The following is a 24,877-nucleotide window of genomic DNA, read 5'->3' on the forward strand; positions in this document are numbered from 1 at the left end:
AACCCGGAAGCTAAGCCCTTCAGCGCCGATGGTACTGCACTCGACAGGGTGTGGGAGAGTAGGACACCGCCGAACACCCGTTAACCGAAAGGGGACCCAACATACTGGGTCCCCTTTCGTGCGTTGTATGAAAGGAAAGACTGTGTCGGAGAATGGCGACGAGCGTCGGTCCTTCCGTGGGGGAGGAGCGCCTCGTTCAGGTGGCCCCCGTCGTGACAACGACGGGCGTGGTCCCCGAAGCAGCGGTGGCGGCGACCGCCGCAGCGGCGGAGGAGACAGAAGCGGCGGATCGCGTCGTGGCGGCGAGGGTGGATTTACCCCTCGTGGACGCGACGGTGACCGCAATCAGCGTCAGGCAGCACGCCCTGACGAACCCGATCTACCAGACAACGTAGAACCGACCGAACTTGATCCGGCTGTTCGTCGTGATCTGCTGAGCTTGGACAAGGACAACGCCAACACAGTTGCGCGTCACCTCGTCATGGCCGGCAAGTTGGTCGACGAAGATCCGGAACTTGCACTGCTCCATGCCCGTGCTGCCCGTCAGCGCGCCGGCCGAATCGCGGTTGTTCGTGAAGCTGCCGGAATCACTGCGTATCACGCCGGTGAATGGGCTGAAGCATTGTCCGAGCTGCGTGCAGCTCGTCGTATGGCCGGCGGTCCTGGACTTATTGCAGTGATGGCTGACTGCGAACGCGGATTGGGTCGCCCCGAGCGGGCGATCGAACTCGGTCGTAGTGACGAAGCCAAACTGCTGTCGGGTGATGAAGCGTCGGAGCTTCGGATGGTCGTAGCAGGCGCCCGGATGGATCTCGGCCAGTTCGATCAGGCCGTTGTCACCTTGCAGACTGCCGATCTTGATGCAAAGCGCACCGGTGCGTCTGCTGCCAGGCTGTTCTACGCCTACGCCGACGCACTTGTTGCGGCTGGCCGCGTCGAAGACGGTCTGAAGTGGTTCCTCAATGCTGCAGCAGCAGATCTCGAGGGCGATACGGATGCAGAAGAGCGGGTGGCGGAGCTGTCCGGAGAAGATCTGTGACGGTTCTTCGCAGCCAGTACGACGTACTTCTGCTCGATCTCGACGGGACGCTTTACGCGGGCGCTCACGCGATTCCTGGTACCCAGAGTGCTCTGGGCCAGGGATCGCAAGCGCTCTACTACGTGACGAACAATGCAAGCCGGTCACCGTCGGATGTGTCTGCGCATCTGACCGAACTCGGCTTCGATTCTGTCGACGACCGGGTTGTGACAAGTTCACAGACGGCTGCCCGTTTGCTTGCCGAACGGGTCGCTCCCGGGTCTGCGGTGCTTGTTGTCGGCACCGAAGCGCTTGCCGACGAGGTGACTCGGGTCGGACTGCGTCCGGTTCGTGAGTTTGCCGAATCTCCAGTTGCCGTCGTACAGGGGCATTCGACCGCAACCGATTGGTCGATCCTCGCCGAGGCCTGCCTCGCAATTCGCGCAGGCGCACTGTGGGTGGCGGCCAATCTCGACACCACGCTGCCTTCCGAGCGTGGTTTGGTGCTCGGAAACGGTTCGATGGTCGCGGCGCTGCGAGCAGCGACCAAGGTAGAACCATTGGTGGCCGGCAAGCCCGCGGCCCCGCTCATGAACGATGCATTGCTCCGCAGCGGTTGCACCAAACCGTTGGTCGTCGGCGATCGCCTCGATACGGATATTGAAGGCGCGCATGCTGTTTCGATTGATTCACTGCTTGTTCTGACCGGTGTCAGCACGCCCGCTGATGTTCTGCGCGCTCCACTCGAACAGCACCCCACCTACATTGCTGCAACCCTGGACGCACTGAACCAGCCTGCCGCATTGTCGAAGGTCGGCACCGACTCGAAGTGGACCATCTCCGCGTCCGGGACGGCACTGGTCGTGGACGGACCCATGGTGGGGGACGAGACGTCGCTGCTGCGCGCACTCGCTCCCGTGGCATGGGAACATCCGGCATTCGAAAACGTCGAGGCATCGAACGCCGATGTGCAACGCGTCGTAGATTCGTGGTTGGCGTAAATTCTCGCAAGAGTGTTCGACTCGCGGGGTGGGGATGTGTGCGCAACCAATGGTCATGCACTAGCGTTGTGCGCGATGAGCACCCCGATATCGAACAACAAAAACACGAGCCCCGGCACCGGTGTGCCTGGGCCGTCGCGAGGTGTTGACCCGGAGCGTATTCGGTCCGACGTCGACGCTTTGCTCGTGAGTCTCGGGCAACTCGATCAGGATCCGAACGATCAGCACGGAGCAGGCGTGATTCCACACAAGGCGCAATTACTGGAACAAGCACACGAGGTGCTGGTCCAAGCACTGGCGTCTGTGGACAGGGTCTGACATGGCACGTAGAGCACGCGTCGACGCTGAACTCGTTCGTCGTGGATTGGCACGTTCACGCGATCATGCACAAGAGTTGATCTCGGCCGGCCGGGTCCTCATCTCGGGTGCCGTTGCCACCAAACCGGCTACGGCCATCGAAGCCGGAACACCGCTGCGCGTGGTCGAGGTCGAGCAGGAAGTCTCTTGGGCCTCCCGCGGAGCACACAAACTGATTGGCGCTCTTGACACTTTCGGTGAATCAGGGCTGAGCGTCGAGGGGCGTCGCTGCCTGGACGCCGGTGCCTCGACCGGTGGATTTACCGACGTTCTGTTGACCCGCGGTGCCAAAGAAGTGGTTGCTGTCGACGTCGGATACGGCCAATTGGTGTGGCGACTGCAGTCGGACGAGCGGGTTCACGTCATCGACCGCACCAATGTCCGCGCCATCGACGCCGAAACCATCGGTGGGACCGTCGACATGGTTGTTGCCGACCTCTCGTTCATCTCTCTCAAGCTTGTGCTCCCGGCATTTGTCGCGTGCACTGCAGACGGCGCCGATCTTGTTCCTATGGTGAAGCCGCAGTTCGAGGTCGGCAAGGATCGAGTCGGGGCAGGTGGGGTTGTTCGTGACCCTGAGCTTCGGATTTCCGCTGTCCTCGAAGTGTCCGAAGCTGCCGCCAAGGTGGGCCTGCGTACCGCCGGTGTTGTTGCGAGTCCGCTGCCCGGCCCGTCCGGAAACGTCGAGTACTTCCTGTGGCTCAAGAAGGAAACCGAGCCGCAGGAGCAGGCTGACGATGCGCCGTCGGTCGAGGATCTGATCCGCAGAGCTGTAGAGGAAGGTCCGCAGTGAATGCAACTGCCGGAGGTGAGTCACGCGAAATTCTCCTGGTGGCACACCCGGGTCGCCGTGATATCGCCGAAACTGCCCGACGAGTCGGAAAGATCTTCGAGAGCGCGGGCATTGGCCTGCGGGTGCTGGTCGACGAAGCTGACAGCTCGCGTATCGAGGCAATGACTGCGCCTGAGGGATTCTCGGCGCCGGATCTTGATGTGACAGTTGTTCACCCAGGTCCTGAAGCGGCAGTCGGATGCGAGATGGTTCTGGTTCTCGGCGGCGACGGCACCTTTCTCCGTGCCGCGGAGTTGGCTCAGGAAGCGTCGATTCCGGTTCTCGGAATCAACCTCGGACGCATCGGGTTCCTGGCGGAGACCGAGGCCGAGCATCTCGAAGAGGCTCTCGCGCAGGTAGTCCGCAAGGAATACCGCGTGGAACACCGGATGACGTTGGACGTTGTGGTTCGCGTCGATGACGAGATAATCGATCGCGGGTGGGCTCTCAACGAGGCGAGTATCGAAAACCGCTCGCGTCTGGGTGTTCTCGAAGTGGTTCTCGAAGTTGACGGGCGGCCGGTGTCGGCATTCGGCTGCGATGGTGTGCTGGTGTCCACGCCGACGGGATCGACGGCCTATGCGTTTTCTGCCGGTGGTCCGGTGGTGTGGCCCGAACTCGAAGCGCTACTTGTGGTTCCGAGCAACGCTCACGCACTGTTCGCGCGTCCACTCGTCACCAGTCCGGAGTCTCTGATTGCGGTGGAGACCGTTGCCGGCAGTCACGACGGGTTGGTGTTCTGCGACGGTCGCCGCACGCTGGAACTGCCTGCGGGCGGACGCGTCGAGATTGTTCGGGGTGCGACTCCGGTCAAGTGGGTACGACTGGATTCGGCGCCGTTTGCCGATCGGATGGTGCGAAAGTTTGAATTGCCGGTGACCGGGTGGCGGGGAAGGAAGCCTTAAAACGTGCTCGCAGAGATCCGAATCGACAGCCTGGGTGTGATCTCCGAGGCGTCAGCGCAATTCCACGAGGGATTGACCGTCCTGACCGGTGAGACCGGTGCGGGTAAGACGATGGTTGTCACCAGCCTGCACTTGCTCAGTGGTGCCCGAGCCGATGCCGGGCGGGTGCGTCTGGGCGCCTCCCGCGCAGTTGTCGAGGGCAGGTTCGTCACGGACTTGTCGCCGGCGTCGGAACGAGAGATCGCGCGGATCCTCGAGTCGTCCGGAGCCGAGCGTGACGAGGACGGCAGCATCATCGCGGTCCGGACCGTCGGTAGCGACGGACGATCGCGAGCGCATCTCGGTGGTCGCAGCGTTCCGGCCGGTGTGCTCTCGGAGTTCACCGACCCGTTGTTGACGGTGCACGGTCAGAACGATCAGCTCCGACTGCTTCGTCCCGACCAGCAGCGTAATGCTCTGGATCGCTTCGGCGACAAGACAATCGGAACGCTCCTGACGCGCTACCGGAAGCATCGCCGTGAATGGCTTGACGCTCGTTCGGAACTGATCGAACGCACGTCGAAGGCCCGCGAACTGGCGCAGGAAGCGGATCAGCTGACCTTCGCACTCAACGAAATCGACGGTGTTGCACCGGAACCGGGCGAGGACGCCACCATCGTGGCAGAGGTTCGGCGTCTCAGTGATCTGGATTCGCTGCGCTCGGCAGCCGAGGAAGCGCATGCGGCACTCGCCGGTAGCGACGACATGGCCAGTGCTGATGTCGGAGTCTCGCCCGCACTGGATCTGATGTCGGAGGCCAGGGCGCGGATCGAGTCCGTCGTCGATTCTGATCTGGACGGATTGGGTGCGCGGCTGGCCGATGCCATCGCGGTTGTCACCGATGTAGCCGGCGATCTCAATACCTACCTCGCTGGATTACCGTCTGATCCGGGTGCTCTGAACACACTGCTGTCACGTCAATCCGAACTGAAGACGCTGACGCGGAAGTATGCCGCTGACGTCGACGGAGTTCTGGAATGGGCCGACACTGCTCGTACTCGACTGTCCAAACTCGACGTATCGTCGGATGCTCTCGGATTGTTGAGCAAGCAGGTCGAGGAATCCGCCGCGCTGACAGCAGATGCGGCCACCAAACTCAGCGCGGCGCGAGTGAAGGCGGCTGCAAAGTTGTCGAAAGCCGTCAGTGCGGAACTGGCCGGACTGGCGATGGGCCGGGCCGGTTTGGAAGTCAGCGTCCGGCAGCAGGTCGCCGGTCCTCAGGATTCGGCTCCGCTGAACGTCGGGGGAGTGGAATTGCATGCCGGTTCCGGAGGCGTAGACGAGGTGGAGTTCCGGTTGTCGGCGCACAGCGGCGCTCCGTCATTGCCGATCAGTAAAAGCGCGTCGGGCGGTGAACTCTCGCGAGTGATGCTGGCCTTGGAAGTTGTTCTTGCCGGTAGTGACACCGGCGCGACGATGGTGTTCGACGAAGTGGACGCCGGAGTCGGTGGTCGTGCGGCAGTCGAGATCGGTCGCCGATTGGCCAAACTTGCTCGGACACATCAGGTGATTGTGGTGACGCACCTTCCGCAAGTGGCGGCATTCGCTGATACCCATCTCGTAGTCGACAAAGTCGACGACAAGGGCGGCGTCGTCAGCAGTGGTGTTCGGACACTCTCGGACAGCGATCGAGTCGTGGAACTGGCCCGGATGTTGGCCGGCTTGGACGATACTGAAACGGGTCGTGCGCACGCCGAGGAACTGTTGGAAATTGCCAATGCGGCACGCGTCACAGATTGAACAATACGTGGTGCAGTTGTGGTTGATGTGGTAGTTGGTTCGGCGCGCCTCCACCGATAGCGGCAGGTTCGGGTTCATCATCGAAGCCATGAAGATGCCCGCATTGCTCTCCCGTAACACCACGTCGTTGCCAGGGATCAGCGGCATCGCCAGGGTCGATCGGAATACGGCCAAGCTTTTACGCCGTGTCGGTCCCGGGGATATCGTCGTCCTGGACGAACTCGACATCGACAGGCGAACAGCCGACGCTCTGGTGAAAGCCGGAGTGCTCGCGGTTGTCAACGCATCGCCGTCCATCTCCGGTAGATACCCGAACCTCGGCCCGGAGGTGATCGTCGCCAACGGCATCGTCCTGATCGACGCGCCGGACGGCGAGGTATTCAAGTCGATCAAGGACGGCAGCAAGATTCGCCTGCACGAAGGCGAGGTCTTCAACGGAACAAAGAGCCTCCTCAAGGGTGAGGAACAGTCCGAGGCCGAGATCTCCGACCGGATGATCGAGGCAAAAACCGGACTCGTCGACCACCTCGAAGCGTTCTCCGGCAACACAATCGAGTTCATCCGAACCGAGAGTCCGCTCCTCATCGACGGCATCGGCGTGCCAGACGTCGACATCAATCTCAAGGACCGCCATGTCGTGGTGGTGTCCGACGGGCCCGATCACGAGGCGGATCTCAAGAACCTCAAGCCGTTCATCAAGGAGTACTCGCCGATCATGATCGGCGTCGGTGCGGGCGCCGATGTACTGAGCAAAGCCGGCTACCGCCCCGACCTCATCGTGGGCGACCCGGAAGAAATCACAAGCGCCACTCTGAAGTCCGGCGCCGAGGTGGTTCTGCCTGCCGACCAGGACGGTCATGCTGCCGGCCTTTCGCGCATCCAGGATCTCGGTATCGGAGCTATGACGTTCCCGGCAACGGGTTCACCGACGGATCTGGCTTTGTTGCTTGCGGACCATCATGGCGCATCGCTGATCGTGACGGTCGGTAACGTCGTCTCGCTCGACGAATTCTTCGATCGTGCTCGCCGCGAAAGCAATCCGTCGGCGTTCATGACCAGACTCAAGGTCGGTCCGAAACTTGTCGACGCCAAAGCCGTCGCAACGCTGTATCGCAGTCGGGTATCCGGGGGAGCTATTGCTCTTCTGGTGCTCGCCGCACTGGTCGCGGTGATCGTCGCGCTGGTCGTATCCAATGCCGGTAGTGAAGTTCTCGACTGGGCAATCGCAACATGGAACAGCTTTGCGCTGTGGGTTCAGGGGCTCTTCAAGTGATTTCTATGCGTCAACACGCAATTTCGATTGCGGCTATTTTCTTGGCACTCGCCATCGGCGTCGTTCTGGGATCCGGAATGTTGTCGAGTGGGCTGCTCTCCGGCCTGCGCGACGACAAGGCTGATCTGCAGAACGAGATCGAAAATCTTAACGAACAGAACAATCATCTCGAAGAGCAACTCAACTCCGCCGACGGTTTCGACTCGGCAGTGGGCGGACGCGTCGTACGTGATTCTCTCGCCGGTCGGACCGTTGTGCTGGTGACCGCACCCGACGCTGATCCGAGCGATCTGGACGGTGTCACGCGATTGATCGCGGCATCGGGCGGCGCGGTGACCGGTCGCGTGTCGTTGACGGATTCGTTTGCCGATGCCAGCGGCGGTGACCGTCTGCGGACGGTCGTGAACAACGTGATCCCCGCGGGCATCACTCTCAAGACGGGAGCGGTCGACCAGGGAAGCCTCGCCGGTGACTTGCTCGGATCAGTCCTCTTGCTCAACGGATCGACCAGTGAGCCGCAGAGCACGCCGGACGAGCTGAATCTGGCTCTCGACACGTTGCGCAGCGCAGGTTTCGTCACGTACGACGGTGTCGTCAAGCCGGCTCAGCTCGCGGTGGTCCTCACGGGCGACAACGCATCGGACGACGGGGCCTCCGGTAATCGCGGCGCCGTGATCGCCCGCTTTGCCGGTGCGCTGGACGGACGCGGCGCAGGAACGGTCCTGGCGGGTCGACCGGGCTCGGCCGATGGCAATGGTCCGATTGCGGTTGTACGGGCCGATGCGGCGCTCTCAGCGGGTCTGACGACCATCGACAACGTTGATCGTGAAGCCGGGAAGATCACTACCTCGCTGGCTTTGCAAGAGCAGTTGAACGGCGGAGCAGGACGGTACGGAACCGGCCCGGGAGCCGCGGCGATCACCGTCGGTGCACCCGCGAGTTGATACCCCGGTCACATCGTGGGGCGAAACTCGGCGCGTAGTAGGCGTCGGGGCCCCATAGGTGTTACCGTGAAATCCCGTGGGTCGGCAGGCCCCAGCATTGCTTCAACAGACCAAGCCCTGCACAGTCGTCACGGGAGCCCCTTTTGCCACAGTCACGCAACACCACGCGTACCGCCACCAAGCACATCTTCGTCAGCGGAGGTGTTGCTTCTTCGCTCGGTAAAGGTTTGACCGCCTCGAGTTTGGGACAGTTGCTCACCGCGCGGGGCATGCGCGTGACCATGCAGAAACTCGATCCCTATCTCAATGTGGATCCGGGCACCATGAATCCGTTCCAGCACGGTGAAGTGTTTGTCACCGAAGACGGCGCAGAGACCGACCTCGACGTCGGACACTACGAGCGCTTCCTCGATCGCGATCTCTCGGGTCAGGCCAATGTCACCACCGGCCAGGTGTATTCGACGGTTATCGCCAAGGAGCGACGCGGCGAGTACCTGGGCGACACCGTTCAGGTCATCCCGCACATCACCGACGAAATCAAGCGACGCATCCTCGAGATGAGCGGCCCGGATCTGCAGGGCGTGCGCCCCGACGTCGTCATCACCGAAATCGGTGGAACTGTCGGCGACATCGAATCGCAGCCGTTCCTCGAAGCTGCCCGTCAGGTCCGCCACGACGTCGGCCGCGACAACGTATTCTTCCTGCACGTCTCCCTCGTGCCGTTCCTCGGCCCATCCGGAGAACTCAAGACCAAGCCGACGCAGCACTCGGTTGCGTCGTTGCGCAGCATCGGCATTCAGCCCGACGCGCTCATCCTTCGTTGCGATCGTGACGTTCCGCAGGGCCTCAAGAACAAGATCGCCCTGATGTGCGACGTCGACGTCGACGCCTGCATCTCCACTCCCGACGCGCCGTCGATTTACGACATCCCGAAGGTTCTGCACCGCGAGGGCCTCGACGCGTACGTCGTGCGTCAGTTGGGTCTGCCCTTCCGTGACGTCGATTGGACCGTATGGGGCGATCTGCTCGATCGGGTTCACCAGCCGCGTGAGACCGTCCGAGTTGCGTTGGTCGGCAAGTATGTCGACCTGCCGGACGCGTACCTGTCGGTGACAGAGGCTCTGCGTGCGGGCGGCTTCGCCAATCGTTCCAAGGTCGAGATCTCGTGGGTTGCTTCCGACGAGTGCGAGACCGAAGCAGGTGCTCAGGCCGCCCTCGGCGACGTCGACGCCATTCTGATCCCCGGCGGCTTCGGCATCCGCGGTATCGAAGGCAAACTCGGCGCGATCCGGTACTCCCGCGCACGCAAACTCCCGCTGCTCGGTATCTGCCTCGGTCTGCAGTGTGTTGTCATCGAAGCCGCACGCAGCGTGGGTTTGACGGACGCCAACTCGGCTGAATTCGAACCGGACACCAAGTACCCCGTCATCTCCACGATGGCCGATCAGGAAGACGTGATCGCCGGCGAGGCCGACCTCGGTGGCACGATGCGTCTGGGTGCGTACCCGGCAGTGCTGACCAAGGGTTCGGTTGCGGCGCAGGCTTACGGAACCGAAAACGTGTCCGAGCGTCACCGTCACCGCTTCGAGGTCAACAACACCTACCGTGAGCGGATTGCCAAGTCCGGCTTGCAGTTCAGCGGTACGTCGCCCGACGGCCATCTCGTCGAGTTCGTCGAGTACCCGCGCGAGCAGCACCCGTTCTTCGTTGCAACGCAGGCACACCCGGAACTCAAGAGCCGCCCGACGCGTCCGCACCCGCTGTTCTCAGCGTTCATCGATGCGGCGTTGAAGTACAAGCTCGAAGAGCGTCTGCCCGTTGACGTTCACGCCGAGAAGACCATCGACACCGCAGCAACCGAGACCGAACTCGACGCCGTCACCGAATCCTCGGAAAAGGTCTAGCAATCACATGAGCGACCCCGGTCGGCACGAATTCGACACCCTCGACTCCACCACGATCTACACCGGCGCGATCATCGCGCTGCGTAAGGACTCCGTGGTGATGCCAGGAGGTCAGCGCGCCGACCGGGAGGTCGTCGAACACCACGGCGCTGTTGCGGTGGTGGCGATCGACGCCGACGACAATCTTGTTCTGATTCATCAGTACCGGCATCCGCTCGGTCATCGGCTGTGGGAGATCCCGGCCGGTCTTCTCGACGCACCTGGCGAGAGCCCGTTGGACGCTGCTGCGCGCGAGTTGGGCGAAGAAACCGGACTCGGCGCGGATCGTTGGTCCGTGCTTGTCGACGTTGCGCTCTCGCCGGGGTTCACCGACGAAGCTGTGCGAATTTTCCTCGCCGAGGGGTTGCACGACGTGGACCGGGAAGATCCCGAACACGAAGAGGCGGACCTGCAGATTGCGCGGGTGCCGTTGGCGCAGGCCGTCGACATGGCCTTGCGCGGCGATCTGGTGAACGCCACCGCGGTGTCCGGCATCATGGCGCTGGCGGCAGCACGCGCTGTCGGCACAGAGTTGCGACCAGCCGACGCTCCGTGGCCGGACCGTCCGACCGCCTTCGGAGAACGCAAGTCCAGGGCCTGAAATGCTTGCCAGACAGGTGGATTCATTTCTGGACCACCTAGCGGTCGAGCGGGGATCCGCTCGCAATACTCTTCTCTCGTACCGCCGGGATCTGTATCGATACGTCGAATTCCTCAATGCCAGGGGCATCGACAATGTCTCTCGAGTTGCTGAAAACGACATCACGGAATTCGTGACGAATTTGCGGCTGGGGGACAAGGACGCCGGAATTGTCGCGTTGGCGCCGAGTTCTGCCGCGCGGACCCTGATCGCGGTACGCGGTTTCCACAAGTTCTCGACCGCCGAAGGACTCACAACGGTCGACGTGGCCCGGGCAGTCAAACCGCCGACCCCCGGACGCAAACTCCCCAAAGCGCTCCCGCTCGACCAGATCATTGCGCTATTGGAAGCGTCCGGTGGTGGCGCAGCCGGAGACGGTCCCCGGGATCTGAGGGATCGCGCACTCCTGGAACTGCTTTACTCCACCGGAGCTCGTATCTCGGAAGCCATCGACCTCGATGTCGACGACATCGACACCCACTCTCGATCCGTTGTGCTCCACGGCAAGGGCGGAAAGCAACGCGTGGTGCCCATCGGTCGGCCCGCAATCGAGGCCGTCGACGCTTATCTTGTGCGTGGCCGGCCCGCGCTGGCTACCAGGGGCTTGCCTGCCCTGTTCCTCAACGCGCGAGGTGGACGGTTGTCCCGGCAAAGTGCCTGGCAGATCCTTCAGGATTCGGCGGCATCGGCAGGAATCACGGCTGACGTTTCGCCCCACACGCTGCGACATTCCTTTGCCACACACCTGCTGGACGGCGGTGCCGACGTTCGTGTTGTGCAGGAACTTCTGGGCCACGCGTCGGTCACCACAACCCAGATCTACACCTTGGTCACCGTCACAGCGCTGCGTGAAGTGTGGGCGCAAGCACACCCCCGGGCGCGCTAGCCGGCTGCGTGTAATGCGTGTTGCGTGAGAAATCGGAGAAATAAGCGGTAGCGTTCAAGGCGCGCGAGCGACTCTTGTGAGTATTCGGCCTGTCGGAATTCGGTATTGCCGGGTATTCCACGGGTTGCCGGCGCCGAGAGCAACCGTCGAAAGAACAGGGGAGCATCGGACCGTGTCGACATCGCAGCGAGCAGCGGCGGAGTCAGCGCCGCCGTATGTCACAACCCAGTACCTCGACCCCTCTACCGAACCTGCCCCAGCCACCGATTCCGAGGCGATATTCGACCTACCGACCTCGTCGGATGCTCCGTCAGTTGAAGAACTCGGACCAACCGGTAGACCGGTACGAGAAGTCCCGATGCCGACCCCGTTGCCGCACCACGGTCCCGCGATGATCATCGCAATGTGTAACCAGAAGGGTGGCGTCGGCAAGACGACGTCCACGATCAATCTGGGGGCCGCATTGGCGGAGTACGGCCGCCGCGTGCTGTTGGTCGATCTGGACCCGCAGGGCGCACTGTCCGCAGGGTTGGGCGTGCAGCACCACGATCTGGAACTGACGGTTCACAACCTGCTCGTCGAACCGCGTGTGTCCATCGACGACGTACTGATGCGCACCCGGATCGACGGACTGGATCTGCTGCCGAGCAATATCGATCTATCGGCGGCCGAGATTCAGCTGGTTACCGAAGTGGGACGTGAACAGACGCTGGGTCGCGTTTTGCATCCGGTTCTGGATCGATACGACTACGTTCTGATCGACTGCCAACCGTCGCTCGGTCTGCTGACGGTCAATGCCTTGGCCTGCGCTGATTCCGTGATCATTCCGATGGAATGCGAATACTTCAGCCTGCGCGGTCTGGCGCTGCTCAACGACACCGTCGAAAAGGTTCACGACCGGCTCAATTCCAAACTCGAGTTGGCCGGTATCGTCGTCACGATGTTCGACTCGCGCACACTCCACGCCCGTGAGGTGATGGCGCGCGTCGTCGAGGTGTTCGGCGACGTTGTCTACGACACCGTGATCAACCGCACAGTGCGTTTCCCCGAAACCAGCGTGGCCGGCGAGCCGATCACCACCTGGGCACCCAAATCTGCCGGAGCCGAGGCGTATCGGGCGCTGGCCCGCGAAGTAATCCACCGGTCTGGTCGTTAGTGAAACTGATTCCACCGCAAGAAGATTCATCCCCAGCAGTTGCAGAGTTCCGCGTAACACTTCGAAACTTCGAAGGGCCGTTCGATCTGCTGCTTTCCCTGATCAACCAACGCCAACTCGACGTCACCGAGATAGCGCTGCACACCGTCACCGACGATTTCATCGCGTACACCCGGCAACTCGGCAGTGCGATGGGGCTCGATCAGACGACGGAGTTTCTTGTTGTCGCCGCGACACTTCTCGATCTGAAAGCCGCCAGGCTCCTGCCGGCAGGCGAAGTCGAGGACGCCGAGGATCTTGCTCTGCTCGAAGCCCGTGACCTTCTTTTTGCCAGGCTCCTTCAGTACCGCGCCTACAAGCAAGTTGCGACGCTGTTCGGTGAACTCGAGGAAGCAGCATTGCGGCGATACCCCCGCTCCGTTGCCGTCGAGGACCAGTTCGCCGATCTCCTTCCCGAAGTGCTGCTCGGAGTGGATTCGCACAAGTTCGCCGAGATCGCCGCAGCCGTTTTCGCACCCCGGCCGGTGCCCACAGTCAGCCTCGATCACCTGCATGTGTCCAATATCTCGATCCCCGAACAAGCGGAGTTCATCCTCGAACTACTGCGTGCCCGCGGCACAGGGGAGTGGGTACCGTTTCCGGACCTGATCGAGGACTGTGACGACGCCGCCCCGATTGTCGCCCGCTTCCTGGCGCTGCTCGAGCTGTACCGTCGGCGCACCATTGCCTTTGACCAACCCGAGCCGCTCGGGCCACTGCTCGTTACCTGGACCGGCGAGGAATCAACCCCCGTCACCGAGGAGGACTACCGATGAGTCTCAATCCGGCCGCGACGGAATCTGTGCAGGTAGATGACTCCGGTGAGGGTGATTCGGCTCTGGCTTTCGAGCTGGACGACACTCAACTCGACGCTGTGCTCGAGTCGTTGCTGCTCGTAGTCGATTCACCGGCAGAGGTGGCGCAACTTGCCTCCGTGACCGGTACCGATCCGGCTCGCGTCGAGCAGCGACTGCAACTGATGTCGGCTGCACTTACCGCCCGTGGCAGCGGCATAGACCTGCGATACGCAGGCGACGGATGGCGTTTCTACACGCGGCAAGAATTCGCCCCCTACGTCGAACGGCTGTTGCTGGACGGCGCACGTACCAAACTGACCCGCGCAGCATTGGAAACTTTGGCGATAGTCGCATACCGTGGACCGTTGACTCGTGCGCGGATCAGTGCAGTACGAGGCGTCAACGTGGACGGGGTGGTACGCACACTCCTCGCCCGCGGACTGATCGCGGAAGCCGGGCCAGACCCGGACACCAACGCGACACGGTACTCCACAACCGAACTGTTCCTCGAACGGCTCGGATTGAGCTCGCTGAGCGATCTCCCGGAGTTGGCACCGCTTTTGCCTGATGTCGACCTGATCGACGACATCAGCGAAAGCCTCGAATCCGATCCGCGATTTGCGAGAATGAACAAGGCCGACGTGCCCACCGACGTGGTGGACACCGAAGTCGACGACGACTGACGGGGAAATCCCGCCGTCGTCAGCAGAAAGAAAAGACCCGACCACAGTCGGGAAACAGCTGAAAACTGACAGGAAAAAAGTGAACAATCCCGCTCGCCGAGATGGCACACCGGACCGTAACAACTCCCGCGACACCCGCGGCGCACGCAGCGATGCCCCCCGTGGTGGTCGTAGCGACAGCCCCCGTGGTGGACGCAGTGACGCCCCCCGTGGCGCACGCAGCGAAGCCCCCCGTGGTGGACGCAGCAACACTTCCCGCAGTACTTCCGGATACGACCGCAATGCCGGATCCGACCGCCCCCGCACGGATGACCGTCGCAGTGGATTCAATGACGATCGGCGCCCCCCGCGCAGTGATGATCGTCGTCCCGCACGTAGTGATGACCGTCGTCCCGCACGGACCGACGACCGTCGTGGTGGTTACAACGACGACCGTCGTCCGGCACGCACCGACGACCGTCGTGGTGGCTACAACGATGACCGCCGCGGCCCGCGCAATGACGACCGTCGCGGCCCCCGCAGCGATGACCGTCGTACACCCCACGTTGATGCCCGTCGCGCACCGCGCGGTGGCGCTGACCGTCGCAGCGACGATCAGCGCGGCGCACGCCCCGAGGCTCCTCGCGGCACTGCCTGGGCAAACGCTCCTCGCGGATCCAAGTTCGACGGACCTCCGCGCAAGCGCCCGGCAGCCCCGACACCGGCGGCAACCAACAAGCGTGGCAAGCCGAAGACGGAGAAGCCGCAGCGCGTCGTCTCCCAGAACCCGTTGGTGTCCAACGCCAAGCCGGCGCGTCATCAGCACGCCGAGGTCACCAAGCACGACGGCCCGCCGAAGGGCGACGGCGTCCGCTTGCAGAAGGTGCTGGCTCAGGCCGGCGTCGCATCACGTCGTGCAGCAGAAGAACTGATCGACCAGGGTCGCGTCGAGGTCGACGGCCGCATCGTGGTGGAGCAGGGTCTGCGTGTTGATCCCGAGAACGCAGTAGTCCGCGTCGACGGCGTTCGTGTTGTCGTGCAGAAGGACCTCGTCTACTTGGCAATGAACAAGCCGCGTGGATGGCAGTGCACGATGTCTGACGACCTCGGTCGCCCGTGTGTCGGTGACATCGTCTCCGAGCGCGTTCAGTCCGGTCAGCGACTGTTCCACGTCGGCCGTCTCGACGCCGACACCGAGGGCTTGCTCCTCTTCACCAACGACGGCGATCTGGCTCACCGCCTGATGCACCCGTCGTTCGAGGTTCCGAAGACGTACCTCGCCACCGTTCACGGCGTTGTCGAGCGCAGCACCGGTAAGCAGTTGCGTGACGGTGTCACCCTCGACGACGGTCCGGCCAAGGTGGACGCGTTCACCGTGCTCGAGATCAACGAGGGCAAGACGCTCGTCAAGCTCGTTCTGCACGAAGGCCGCAAGCACATCGTGCGTCGCCTCCTCGATGCGGTCGGTCACCCCGTTGTCCGTCTGGTTCGCACCAACGTCGGCGTTGTCGCGCTCGGCGATCAGCGTCCGGGAACGCAGCGCGTACTCGGTCGTAGCGAGGTCGGTGGACTGTACGAGGCGGTCGGCCTGTGACCGATTCGTCCATGCCGCTGGTGGTCGCGATGGACGGACCGTCCGGAACCGGCAAGTCCAGCGTCTCCCGTGCGTTGGCGGAGCGTTTGGGCGCCCGCTACCTCGACACCGGAGCTATCTACCGGATCGCGACCCTGCACGTGCTGCGTCAGGGAATCGATCTGACTGACGCTGCGGCGATCACCGCTGCGGTTGCGGCGTTGCCCTGGTCCATCGGTACCGATCCGAGCAGCGAGCAGGTGCATCTCGACGGCGACGACGTCGGCGAAGAGATCCGCGGCGACGCGGTGACCAAGGCTGTCTCCGCTGTGTCCGCCGTGCCCGAGGTTCGGGACCTGCTCGTTGCGACACAGCGTGAGTTGGCGGCGGGCGCAGACCGGATCGTCGTCGAAGGACGCGACATCGGAACCGTCGTGCTCCCTGCTGCGGACGTCAAGATCTTCTTGACCGCATCGGCGGAAACCCGTGCGGCACGGCGCAATACGCAGAACGTCGGCCAAGGCCGCGAAGACAATTACGAAGCGGTGCTGGCTGATGTGCAGCGCCGTGACCATCTCGATTCGACTCGGGCAGTGTCGCCGTTGCGCCCTGCCGAGGATTCCATCCTGGTGGATACGAGCGAATTGGGCATTGAAGATGTGATCGCCAAGCTGCTGTTGGTGGTCAGCGACAGAACTGGAGCAGTGCAGTGAGCGACGATCTGGTAACCGAATTTGCCGGCGACGGAACCTGGTCCGAGGAATCGGAGTGGGACTACGCCGATCTCGAAGCGGACGGCGAAGGCGAAGCGCACATTGCCGTCCCGACCTTGGCTGTTGTCGGTCGACCGAACGTCGGCAAGTCGACGCTCGTCAACCGCATCATCGGCCGTCGTGAAGCGGTAGTCGAGGACATCCCCGGCGTTACCCGTGACCGCGTCTCGTACGAGGCGAACTGGGCCGGACGACGCTTCCTCGTCCAGGACACCGGAGGATGGGAGCCCGACGCAAAGGGTCTTCAGCAGGCGGTTGCCCGCCAGGCCGAGTTGGCCATGGGAACGGCTGACGCCATTCTCCTGGTTGTCGACGCTGTTGTCGGGGCCACCGCGACGGATGAAGCTGTGGCTCGGGTGCTGCGTCGTTCCAAGACTCCGGTCATCCTCGTTGCCAACAAGGTGGACGACGGACGCACCGAATCCGAGGTTGCCGCACTGTGGTCCTTGGGCCTCGGTCAGCCGTACTCCGTGAGTGCGACGCACGGCCGCGGTACCGGCGACCTGCTCGACGAGGTTCTGGAGAAGCTTCCGGAAACCCCGCGTGAAGGCATCCCCGGCGGCGGCCCGCGTCGTGTTGCTCTGGTCGGAAAGCCGAACGTCGGAAAGTCCAGCTTGCTCAACAAGCTGTCCGGCGACGAGCGGTCCGTCGTGCACAACGTTGCCGGCACCACCGTCGACCCGGTCGACTCGATCGTCGAACTCGGCGGGCGCCCTTGGCGTTTCGTCGACACGGCTGGTCTGCGCAAGCGCGTCAGCCATGCCAGCGGCGCCGAGTTCTATGCGTCGTTGCGCACGAAGAGCGCGATCGAGGCCGCTGAGGTCGCGATCCTGCTCATCGACGCACACGAGCCGATCACCGAGCAGGACCTGCGTGTTCTGAGCATGGTGGCTGACACGGGTCGCGCATTGGTGATCGCATTCAACAAGTGGGACCTCGTGGACGAGGACCGTCGACTCATGCTGGACAAGGAAGTGGACCGCGATCTAGTCCGCGTTCCGTGGGCTCAGCGAGTCAACATCTCCGCCCACACCGGTCGCGCCGTGGCGAAGCTCGTGCCGGCTCTCGACACGGCTCTGGAGTCCTGGGACAAGCGCATCCCCACGGGTCGCCTGAACACCTGGCTCAAGGAAGTTGTGGCAGCAACACCGCCGCCGATGCGCGGTGGCCGACTGCCTCGCATCATGTTCGCGACGCAGGCAAGCACGCGTCCGCCGACCTTCGTTCTCTTCACCACAGGCTTCCTCGAGGCCGGCTACCGCCGGTTCATCGAGCGGCGTCTGCGTGAAGAGTTCAACTTCGACGGCAGCCCGATCCGCGTTTCCGTGCGAGTGCGCGAGAAGCGCGACCGTAAGAGCCGCTAGTTTCTGCGTCCAAACAGTACTAAAAAGGCTCTGACCAGCCGATTGGTACTTCAGCCCGTCTCTGATGTAATCTTTCCAAGCGCCCGAAACAAGGGCGCGGACGGGCTGTGGCGCAGCTTGGTAGCGCACTTGACTGGGGGTCAAGTGGTCGCAGGTTCAAATCCTGTCAGCCCGACCGAAGAACAAAAATGCGGTTTCCGGAGAAATCCGGAGCCGCATTTTTTGTTTGTCTGAGTGGATGTCGATGTCGAACCGGCACTCACGTAGGGATTGGCTCGAACTCCCGCATTTCGTCCCGTCCCGCTTGAACCACACCCGCAGCAGATTCCGGCACCTCGTTCCAGGCTCCCGGAAGGTCGCGCAGTGGTTCGGAAACGACGATTCGTGCTTCCTCACCAAGGTGGTGCAGTGCTTCCACTTCGGGATGGAGTTTCCGCAGCGTGGAGATCTCGGTGGAGAAGAAGAGCGATCTTGATTGTCTTTCAGTCGAATAGCGGAAGATCCAGGTTGATGTTCCGTCCGTCGTAGCGACCGTCATCTGTACTGGATTGTCGATTCCGTGGGCACGGGCTGTCTGCTCGACAAACCCGACCGCTCTGGCAACCGCGTCGAATGGATCATCGGTCAAGCCGAAGGTGAGCGCGAGAAAGAACAGAGTTTCCGAGTCCGTGGAGCCCTCCAAGTCGGGGAAGAGCGATGGATCGATGGCGGTCACCAATTCGCGTTTGATCTCATGAAACCCGTGCAGGGAACCGTTGTGCATCCACATCCAATTCCCGTGCCGAAATGGGTGACAGTTGCTGCGCTGCACCGGAGTACCGGTTGATGCGCGGACGTGAGCGAAGAGCAACGGAGTGCGCAATTGGCTGGTGACCTCGCGGAGGTTCGAGTCGTTCCACGCGGGTTCAATGCTCTTGAACAGGGCAGGCTCGCTGCCCTCTCCGTACCAACCGATTCCGAAGCCGTCACCGTTGGTTGTTGTCGCGCCGAGACGAGAATGCAGGCTCTGGTCGATTAGCGAGTGTTTCGGCCGGAACAAGAGGTCATGCGCGAGGATCGGTTCACCTGAATATGCCAGCCACCTGCACATCTTTCCATTGAATCAGATCGAGGCAGTGATGACGATCCTCTAGGAGTGGTGAGGGCTAAGGTGAAAGTGCACTGGTCGTGCCGTCGGGACCAGTGCAGGACTTACGCGCCCGACGGAGTGAGTAGACCGTCCGATGGGTGAAGGTGATTCGCTCGGCACTCAGCGCTACCCGCCGTCGTCGGCCGCAGAGCTGGGAGGTGCCGGCTTCGATGATGCCGAGGAGATCGGCCGCGGCGGTTTCGGCGTCGTCTACCGTTGCACGCAGGCAGATTTGGATCGCACGGTTGCGGTGAAGGTGCTCACCGTTGATCTCGACGAGGAGAACCGGTCTCGCTTCTTCCGGGAACAGCAAGCGATGGGCCGGTTGACCGGACACCCGAACATCGTCAACATTTTGCAGGTCGGTGCCACCGACAGCGGCCGTCCGTACATCGTGATGCCGTATCACCCGCAGGATTCCCTCGACGCAAAGATCCGCCGCGACGGTCCACTGCTTTTGAATGAGGCGTTGCGACTGGGGGTGAAACTGGCGGGTGCGGTGGAGTCGGCGCACAGGCTCGGCATCGTGCACCGGGACATCAAACCCGCGAACATCCTGCTCACCGATTACGGCGAGCCGGAGTTGGCCGACTTCGGCATCGCGCACATCACCGGAGGGTTCGAGACCGCCACCGGTGTCGTTACCGGTTCGCCGGCATACACGGCGCCGGAGGTGTTGGGGGGAGATCCACCGAGTCCAGCGGCCGACATCTATGGGCTTGGCGCAGTCCTGTTCAGCGCTCTCACCGGTCACGCCGCGTTCGAGCGTCGTAGCGGTGAGCAGGTTGTCGCGCAGTTTCTGCGGATCACCAAGCAGGCGGTGCCCGATTTGCGTGACCACGGGATCCCCGAAGACGTGGCGGAGGCAATCTCCCGCGCGATGTCCAGGACGCCCGGAGCGCGCCCAGCCACCGCCGCAGAATTCGGCGAGGAACTGCGGCAACTGCAACGGCGCCACGGGTTTCCGGTCGATGAGATGCCCCTGCGCGATGAACCCGGCACACAGGGCAATGACTTGCGCCCTGGAACAGAAGGTCGGCTGGGACGTTCAGGTGCCTTTACTCCGAGGAGGACGGGGGAGCTTCCGCTGGAATTGACCAGCTTTGTGGGCCGTCGACGCGAGCTGACCGAGGCAAAAAGGCTGCTCGCCTCTGGCCCGTTGGTGACATTGACCGGGATCGGAGGTGTCGGTAAGACCCGGCTGGCGATGCGGCTCGCGGCGGGAGTGCAACCGGAGTACGCCGACGGTGCGCGGCTCGTGGAGTTAGGCGAGTTGCGTGACGAGTCGTTGCTGGTCGAGACGGTGGCCGGTGTACTGGGACTGCAGGACCAGTCAGCGAGACCGGTGACGGAGATTCTGATCGAGTTCCTGGAACCGCGGGAATTGCTGTTGGTTCTCGACAACTGTGAACACCTGGTCGATGCCGCTGCAGAATTGGCCGCGACATTGGTGCGCGTCTGTCCGTCGTTGCGGATTCTGGCCACCAGTCGCGAACCCCTTGGTGTCAGCGGGGAGGCGGTGCTGCGGGTTCCGCCGCTTGGCGTACCCGATCCGGAGGGGAAGCTGTCGCTCCGGGGGTTGCCTAAATACGATGCGGTGTCGTTGTTTGCCGACCGCGCGGCGGCGGCCGTTCCGGGATTTGTGCTCACCGAGGAGAATGCGGAGGCGGTGGCTGGGATCTGCCGCAGGCTCGACGGGTTGCCGTTGCCTATCGAGTTGGCGGCGGCGCGGTTGCGGGCGATGTCACTCGAGCAGATCCGGGAGCGGTTGACCGACCGATACGCGCTGCTGACTCGTGGCAGCCGGGGTGCGCCGTCGCGGCAGCAGACGTTGCGGTTGTGTATCGACTGGAGCTTCGAGTTGTGCACTGCGAGTGAGCAACTGGCGTGGGGTCGAGTGGCGGTATTCGCGGGTAGTTTCGAACTCGATGCTGCGGAGCAGGTGTGCGGCGCGGACCAGGATCCGGGTGAGCTCTTGGATACTTTGACGTCATTGGTGGACAAGTCGATTCTGATTCGCGAGGACCTTGGGTCGGTGGTGCGGTTCCGGATGCTCGGGACGTTGCGGGAGTATGGGTACGAGAAGCTCGAGCAGTCAGGCGATCTAACGGAACTGCGGCGCCGTCATCGGGACTGGTACGAGCGGTTGGCGTCCGATGCGGAGTCCGAGTGGATCAGCGACCGTCAACTCGACTGGATTGCTCGTCTGAATCGCGAACAGCGGAACCTGCGAGAGGCGCTCGAATTCAGCGTTGCCGACAATCCTGCCGCCGGACTGCGGACCGCTGTCGCACTGTCTTTCTTCTGGAGCTCCCAAGGCGCCTACAACGAGTGCCGGCATTGGATCGGCCAGTTACTTGCCCTACAGAGCGGCCCACCCACTCTCGACTGGGTCAAGGGCCTCTACTTCGCCGCTCTGATGGCGAGTGTGCAGGGTGACGTGAAGGTGGGGACGGTGCTCGTCGACGAGGCGCGGAGTCTCACCGCTCACATGCGTGACCCGATGATGCGGATAATGGTCGCCCTTGCCGACGGAATGCATGCCCTTTACAGTGGTGACCCCACTCGAGCCTCCTCACTTCTCGAAGCCGCCGTCGCCGGATTCAGCGGCCGTGAGGAATCTGCACTGGAGATAGGTGCTCTGTATCCGTTGGGGTTGGCCTATGGACTGCGTGGCTCGACAGACCAAGCGATCGAATGCCACGAGCGAGCGATCTCGATCACGGAAGCACGCGGAGAGACGATGGCTCGGTCGTATTCGATATGGGCACTCGCAGTTGAAGTGTGGCGAAAGGACGATACCGATCGTGCGGTGCGACTACTCGAGCAATCGCTGAACCTGTCGCGGCAAACGCGAAGCCCTCGTGTTGCCGCAGCCTGCCTCGGGACGATGGCCTGGATCGAGTGTAGGCGGCGCGACGCCACCAGAGCCGCAGTGTTGACAGGAGCGGCAGAGGGGGTGGCGCACTCGATGGGCAGCACCACGATTATTCATTCCAATTTGCTTGCTTACCAACAGGAATGCGAGCGGAGGGCGCGTCAGATGCTCGGAGACAAAGCATTCGCGGCGGCTTACCGGAAGGGCAAAGGTTTTGGATTCGACGTGGCAATTTCCTACGCCCTTCGTGAACCACTTTCCGACACTTCCAGATCCGATGCCGACGCGTCGACGCGACTGACCAAGCGGGAACGCCAAGTCGCCGATCTCATCGCCCAAGGTCTGACCAACCAGGCCATCGCCGATCGGCTGGTGATCTCACCGCGCACCGCCCAGGGGCATGTGGAGCACATACTGACAAAACTGGGGTTCACCTCGCGGGCGCAGGTTGCAGCCTGGATTGTGGAGAGGGACCGTGATCGGACATCTTGACACGATCTCGCGAGATCCGTTGCCGATCAATAGATTTAGTGTTCTCCTGCTGTAGGGGCATGCTGTTGCTCCGAGGGTGAACTGCTCCGGGAACGGCACGGATATGCTGAGTCCGTGGAAGCAACTGAGTACCGCGCCGCACTGAGAGCCGTCCTCGACACCGCGTCGCCGGTCGTGGCCGCTCGGCTCGAAACGATACGCAACACAGCGTCTGCCCGAATTGATGGCGTGATCATCGAGGTATTCGTCGACCAGGACGCGCACGGCACGTTCGATGTCTGGGCGCGATTCGACGGCCCTGATGCGTTCACGTTGGATAGGCAGCTCGGTGATGAGCGGGAACTGTTCGGGGTCATCTGGGGTGAGGACGGCTGGGAGCCTGCGGTTCCGGTCCGGCCGCGGATTTGGTCACGAGAGGAACTCGAGGACGTCATCGTCGAGGTCGTTGCCGAGTGGGTCGACCCACTCATCTTGGTCGGGCCATCCAACCTGTACTGGGAGGTCGCCACGCCGGACGGTGCTGTCGACCCGCGCCCCGTCGGAGCGAACCGTGAGTGAGCCTTCGATCGGTGTGGCCGGATGACGCATCGGCTCAGGTTCAGATCGGTGTTCGGCGGCCCGTCGATACCGCTGACCTACTTCGAAGAGTTGAGTCGGATCAAGTGGCAGCTGCGGAACGTGGAGTTCCAGTACGACTTCGACCTGTTTGTCATCGTCGGTGGCGACATCACGACGGTTACTGATCCGACCGGTGTCCGGTCCCCGCGTGTTTTTCTGGCGCGGCGCACGATCACTGCGCAGATCCAGATGAACAGTGCCGACGTCCTGGGAGATTCCGACCCACGCGGATTCTTGCGACAGACGATCCACGCTGCGGTGACGGAGCTGATCGCGCGCATCGCCGCCCGCGACGCCGACTTCGACGTGGATGTGGAACGGCAGAAGGTCGCGTTCTTGGTGGGGGAAGCGCTCGGCTGACATTCACATTGCTGGAATGCGGCAAAGCGCGTGGTTCGGAGCAACGGCTATAGCGACACAGTTTCGATCTGGTTCGTATTCGATCGAGTGAGACTTATTCCTGCAGAGCAGATCCCTCAGTCGTGCAACGCAGCCGAGGGGCCGGGGTGATCTGTGAGTGCACCGATATCACGTGTGTTGGCGGCTTCAGGAGGCTGACGTCTCCGAAGTCCGCGTCCGCGAAGATCTTCTTTCCGTCGGCTTCGAGGTGCGTGAGAACGGAATCGAATGCGTCGATAAGCCATTCATCGGTGGCGTCGGCGAGTAGTTCGTCTGGGAGGCCGCCGATTTGAGATTGGAAGATACGAACCAACCACGAGCCGGCGGGATAGGTTTCGTCCGACAGACCCTCGGCAGTGTTGGTGGCCAGTACGTAGCGGCTGTACTCGAGATCGACACGGATGGCGTAATCGCCGGCGAGGTTGACAACATTGGCCGGACGCTGGGTTGCAGCGGCCAGCGCGATCAATGCGTCGTTATATGTTTCCGAGTGCTTCGACGTAAGGGGAATGATTGACCTACCTGTTCGAGGTGGCCGTTGCAGGGCAGCACGGCATGGGAATTAAACGTCCGTTGCCGATGCTTGACGAAGAACTGAAACAGATCCTATCCCAGCGGGCCAGACATGATGCTGCCGGCTGCAAGGCAACCGTCTCGCGCCAACTTTCTCAGGAGGCAGCGAGCCGGTCAGTCGAGAGTAGATCGATGCCGGACGATGACGTCGCGAGCGAGGTCTGCGACCTTGACATTCATGTTCTGCGAAGTCTTCTGCAGAATCTCGAATGCTGCGTCGCTCGATACCCCGTGTAATCCCATCAGCAAACCGACGGCCTGGCCGATCTCACGGCTACCGGTCAGACCTCGCCGCAGCGATTCGGCATCCTCTCCTCGCGACAACGCAGTGACTGCCACAGACGCGAAGGAGACGAGAACAATAGCCACGTCGGCTATGTCCTGCGTGAACGCTCCCGGTGTATCGGAGAAGAGGTTGAGAGCACCGATTTTGCGTCGGTCGACGAGTAGGCGGAACCCCATGCTTCCACGGATCGGAGTCTTCGAGAGAGCTTGCCGCGCAAATTCAGGCCACTGGTTCGGAGTGCGCAGATCCGACTCGAGCTGTGGTGTTTCGGTTTCGAGAGCGTCAAGGCACGGACCTTCTCCGGTGGCGCGCTCCAAATCATCTGCAAAAGCGGCCATCTCATCACTCGCAGCGACGGTGACGGTGGTGTTCCCACGGCGCAGCATCAAACTGGCATGATCACAACCGGGAATCAAGTCGACCGCGGCGGAACAGATCGCGTTGTACACGTCGGCATCGTCTGTCGCGGAGTAAAGAATCTGGGCCAACGCCGCAAAAACAGCTGCGGGTTCTGTCAGGGCATTGTCTGGCCAAGACATCGTTTGTGCACCTCGGGGTCT

At 62.4% G+C, this 24,877-nt stretch carries 23 protein-coding genes and 1 tRNA gene; 21 read left to right on the forward strand and 3 right to left on the reverse strand.

What is annotated here, in order from left to right:
• Positions 1-142: 142 nt before the first annotated feature.
• The 18 genes from R4P64_RS15705 (at position 143) to R4P64_RS15790 (ending at position 18,117) form a co-directional block, all read left to right on the forward strand.
• Positions 143-1,039 carry a hypothetical protein gene (locus R4P64_RS15705; protein ID WP_230590016.1) on the forward strand — a complete coding sequence of 299 codons (897 nt, stop codon included), beginning with the start codon at positions 143-145 and terminating at the stop codon, positions 1,037-1,039.
• A complete protein-coding gene (locus R4P64_RS15710) occupies positions 1,036-2,019 on the forward strand; it encodes an HAD-IIA family hydrolase (RefSeq protein WP_045067875.1) in 984 nt (327 codons plus the stop codon). The genes R4P64_RS15705 and R4P64_RS15710 overlap by 4 nt, the downstream gene beginning before the upstream one ends.
• A 75-nt stretch (positions 2,020-2,094) precedes the next feature.
• Positions 2,095-2,337, forward strand: a complete 243-nt coding sequence (locus R4P64_RS15715; protein WP_033231881.1) for a hypothetical protein — start codon at positions 2,095-2,097, stop codon at positions 2,335-2,337.
• A gap of 1 nt (position 2,338) precedes the next feature.
• On the forward strand, positions 2,339-3,169 hold the full coding sequence (locus tag R4P64_RS15720) for a TlyA family RNA methyltransferase (protein WP_045067874.1): 831 nt from the start codon (positions 2,339-2,341) through the stop codon (positions 3,167-3,169).
• Positions 3,166-4,113 (forward strand): NAD kinase, encoded by a 948-nt coding sequence (locus tag R4P64_RS15725; protein WP_317821640.1) that lies wholly within the window; start codon positions 3,166-3,168, stop codon positions 4,111-4,113. Before R4P64_RS15720 ends, R4P64_RS15725 begins: the two co-directional genes overlap by 4 nt.
• 3 nt (positions 4,114-4,116) lie before the next feature.
• Positions 4,117-5,892, forward strand: a complete 1,776-nt coding sequence (gene recN, locus R4P64_RS15730; protein ID WP_045067873.1) for a DNA repair protein RecN — start codon at positions 4,117-4,119, stop codon at positions 5,890-5,892.
• An 88-nt stretch (positions 5,893-5,980) separates the two neighbouring features.
• A complete protein-coding gene (gene steA / locus R4P64_RS15735) occupies positions 5,981-7,165 on the forward strand; it encodes a putative cytokinetic ring protein SteA (RefSeq protein ID WP_033232172.1) in 1,185 nt (394 codons plus the stop codon).
• Positions 7,162-8,109 (forward strand): copper transporter, encoded by a 948-nt coding sequence (locus tag R4P64_RS15740; protein WP_033231885.1) that lies wholly within the window; start codon positions 7,162-7,164, stop codon positions 8,107-8,109. Before steA ends, R4P64_RS15740 begins: the two co-directional genes overlap by 4 nt.
• A 143-nt stretch (positions 8,110-8,252) precedes the next feature.
• Positions 8,253-10,013 (forward strand): CTP synthase, encoded by a 1,761-nt coding sequence (locus R4P64_RS15745; protein ID WP_045067871.1) that lies wholly within the window; start codon positions 8,253-8,255, stop codon positions 10,011-10,013.
• 7 nt (positions 10,014-10,020) lie between these two features.
• Positions 10,021-10,653 (forward strand): NUDIX hydrolase, encoded by a 633-nt coding sequence (locus R4P64_RS15750; protein WP_317821644.1) that lies wholly within the window; start codon positions 10,021-10,023, stop codon positions 10,651-10,653.
• A gap of 1 nt (position 10,654) precedes the next feature.
• Positions 10,655-11,578, forward strand: coding sequence for a site-specific tyrosine recombinase XerD (xerD, locus tag R4P64_RS15755; RefSeq protein WP_033231888.1), 924 nt, complete (start codon positions 10,655-10,657; stop codon positions 11,576-11,578).
• Between the two features lie 277 nt (positions 11,579-11,855).
• A complete protein-coding gene (locus R4P64_RS15760; protein ID WP_374700925.1) occupies positions 11,856-12,734 on the forward strand; it encodes a ParA family protein in 879 nt (292 codons plus the stop codon).
• Entirely contained in the window at positions 12,734-13,549 is an 816-nt protein-coding gene (locus tag R4P64_RS15765; protein WP_051730308.1) for a segregation and condensation protein A, read from the forward strand. The genes R4P64_RS15760 and R4P64_RS15765 overlap by 1 nt, the downstream gene beginning before the upstream one ends.
• A complete protein-coding gene (gene scpB / locus R4P64_RS15770; protein WP_033231890.1) occupies positions 13,546-14,253 on the forward strand; it encodes an SMC-Scp complex subunit ScpB in 708 nt (235 codons plus the stop codon). The genes R4P64_RS15765 and scpB overlap by 4 nt, the downstream gene beginning before the upstream one ends.
• Before the next feature lie 79 nt (positions 14,254-14,332).
• Positions 14,333-15,826: a pseudouridine synthase gene (locus R4P64_RS15775; RefSeq protein WP_317821651.1), complete on the forward strand. Its 1,494-nt coding sequence runs from the start codon at positions 14,333-14,335 to the stop codon at positions 15,824-15,826.
• An 11-nt stretch (positions 15,827-15,837) separates the two neighbouring features.
• The gene (gene cmk, locus R4P64_RS15780; RefSeq protein ID WP_317822068.1) at positions 15,838-16,518 is read left to right on the forward strand and encodes a (d)CMP kinase; all 681 of its coding nucleotides are present in this window, start codon (positions 15,838-15,840) and stop codon (positions 16,516-16,518) included.
• Positions 16,515-17,942, forward strand: a complete 1,428-nt coding sequence (gene der, locus R4P64_RS15785) for a ribosome biogenesis GTPase Der (RefSeq protein ID WP_033231894.1) — start codon at positions 16,515-16,517, stop codon at positions 17,940-17,942. Before cmk ends, der begins: the two co-directional genes overlap by 4 nt.
• 101 nt (positions 17,943-18,043) lie before the next feature.
• A tRNA-Pro gene (locus tag R4P64_RS15790) sits at positions 18,044-18,117 on the forward strand.
• An 84-nt stretch (positions 18,118-18,201) separates the two neighbouring features.
• Here the strand turns inward: R4P64_RS15790 and R4P64_RS15795 are convergent.
• Complete coding sequence (locus tag R4P64_RS15795) at positions 18,202-19,032, reverse strand: class II glutamine amidotransferase (RefSeq protein WP_317821654.1); 831 nt, start codon at positions 19,030-19,032, stop codon at positions 18,202-18,204.
• 133 nt (positions 19,033-19,165) lie between these two features.
• On the opposite strand from R4P64_RS15795, the gene R4P64_RS15800 reads away from it, so the two are divergent.
• From R4P64_RS15800 to R4P64_RS15810, 3 genes are all read left to right on the forward strand, one after another.
• Entirely contained in the window at positions 19,166-22,441 is a 3,276-nt protein-coding gene (locus R4P64_RS15800) for a protein kinase domain-containing protein (RefSeq protein ID WP_317821656.1), read from the forward strand.
• A 114-nt stretch (positions 22,442-22,555) separates the two neighbouring features.
• Positions 22,556-22,999, forward strand: a complete 444-nt coding sequence (locus tag R4P64_RS15805; RefSeq protein ID WP_116103424.1) for a DUF6389 family protein — start codon at positions 22,556-22,558, stop codon at positions 22,997-22,999.
• Between the two features lie 21 nt (positions 23,000-23,020).
• A complete protein-coding gene (locus tag R4P64_RS15810; RefSeq protein WP_033231896.1) occupies positions 23,021-23,419 on the forward strand; it encodes a hypothetical protein in 399 nt (132 codons plus the stop codon).
• Between the two features lie 94 nt (positions 23,420-23,513).
• Here R4P64_RS15810 and R4P64_RS15815 read toward each other — a convergent pair whose 3' ends face one another.
• Together R4P64_RS15815 and R4P64_RS15820 are read right to left on the reverse strand one after the other, a co-directional pair.
• Entirely contained in the window at positions 23,514-23,969 is a 456-nt protein-coding gene (locus R4P64_RS15815) for a hypothetical protein (RefSeq protein WP_411742685.1), read from the reverse strand.
• Between the two features lie 176 nt (positions 23,970-24,145).
• Positions 24,146-24,856, reverse strand: coding sequence for a GAF and ANTAR domain-containing protein (locus R4P64_RS15820; RefSeq protein ID WP_317821660.1), 711 nt, complete (start codon positions 24,854-24,856; stop codon positions 24,146-24,148).
• Positions 24,857-24,877: the final 21 nt, after the last annotated feature.

The sequence above is a fragment of the Rhodococcus sp. IEGM 1366 genome (genome assembly GCF_033142425.1).
GTDB lineage: Bacteria > Actinomycetota > Actinomycetes > Mycobacteriales > Mycobacteriaceae > Rhodococcus_F > Rhodococcus_F globerula.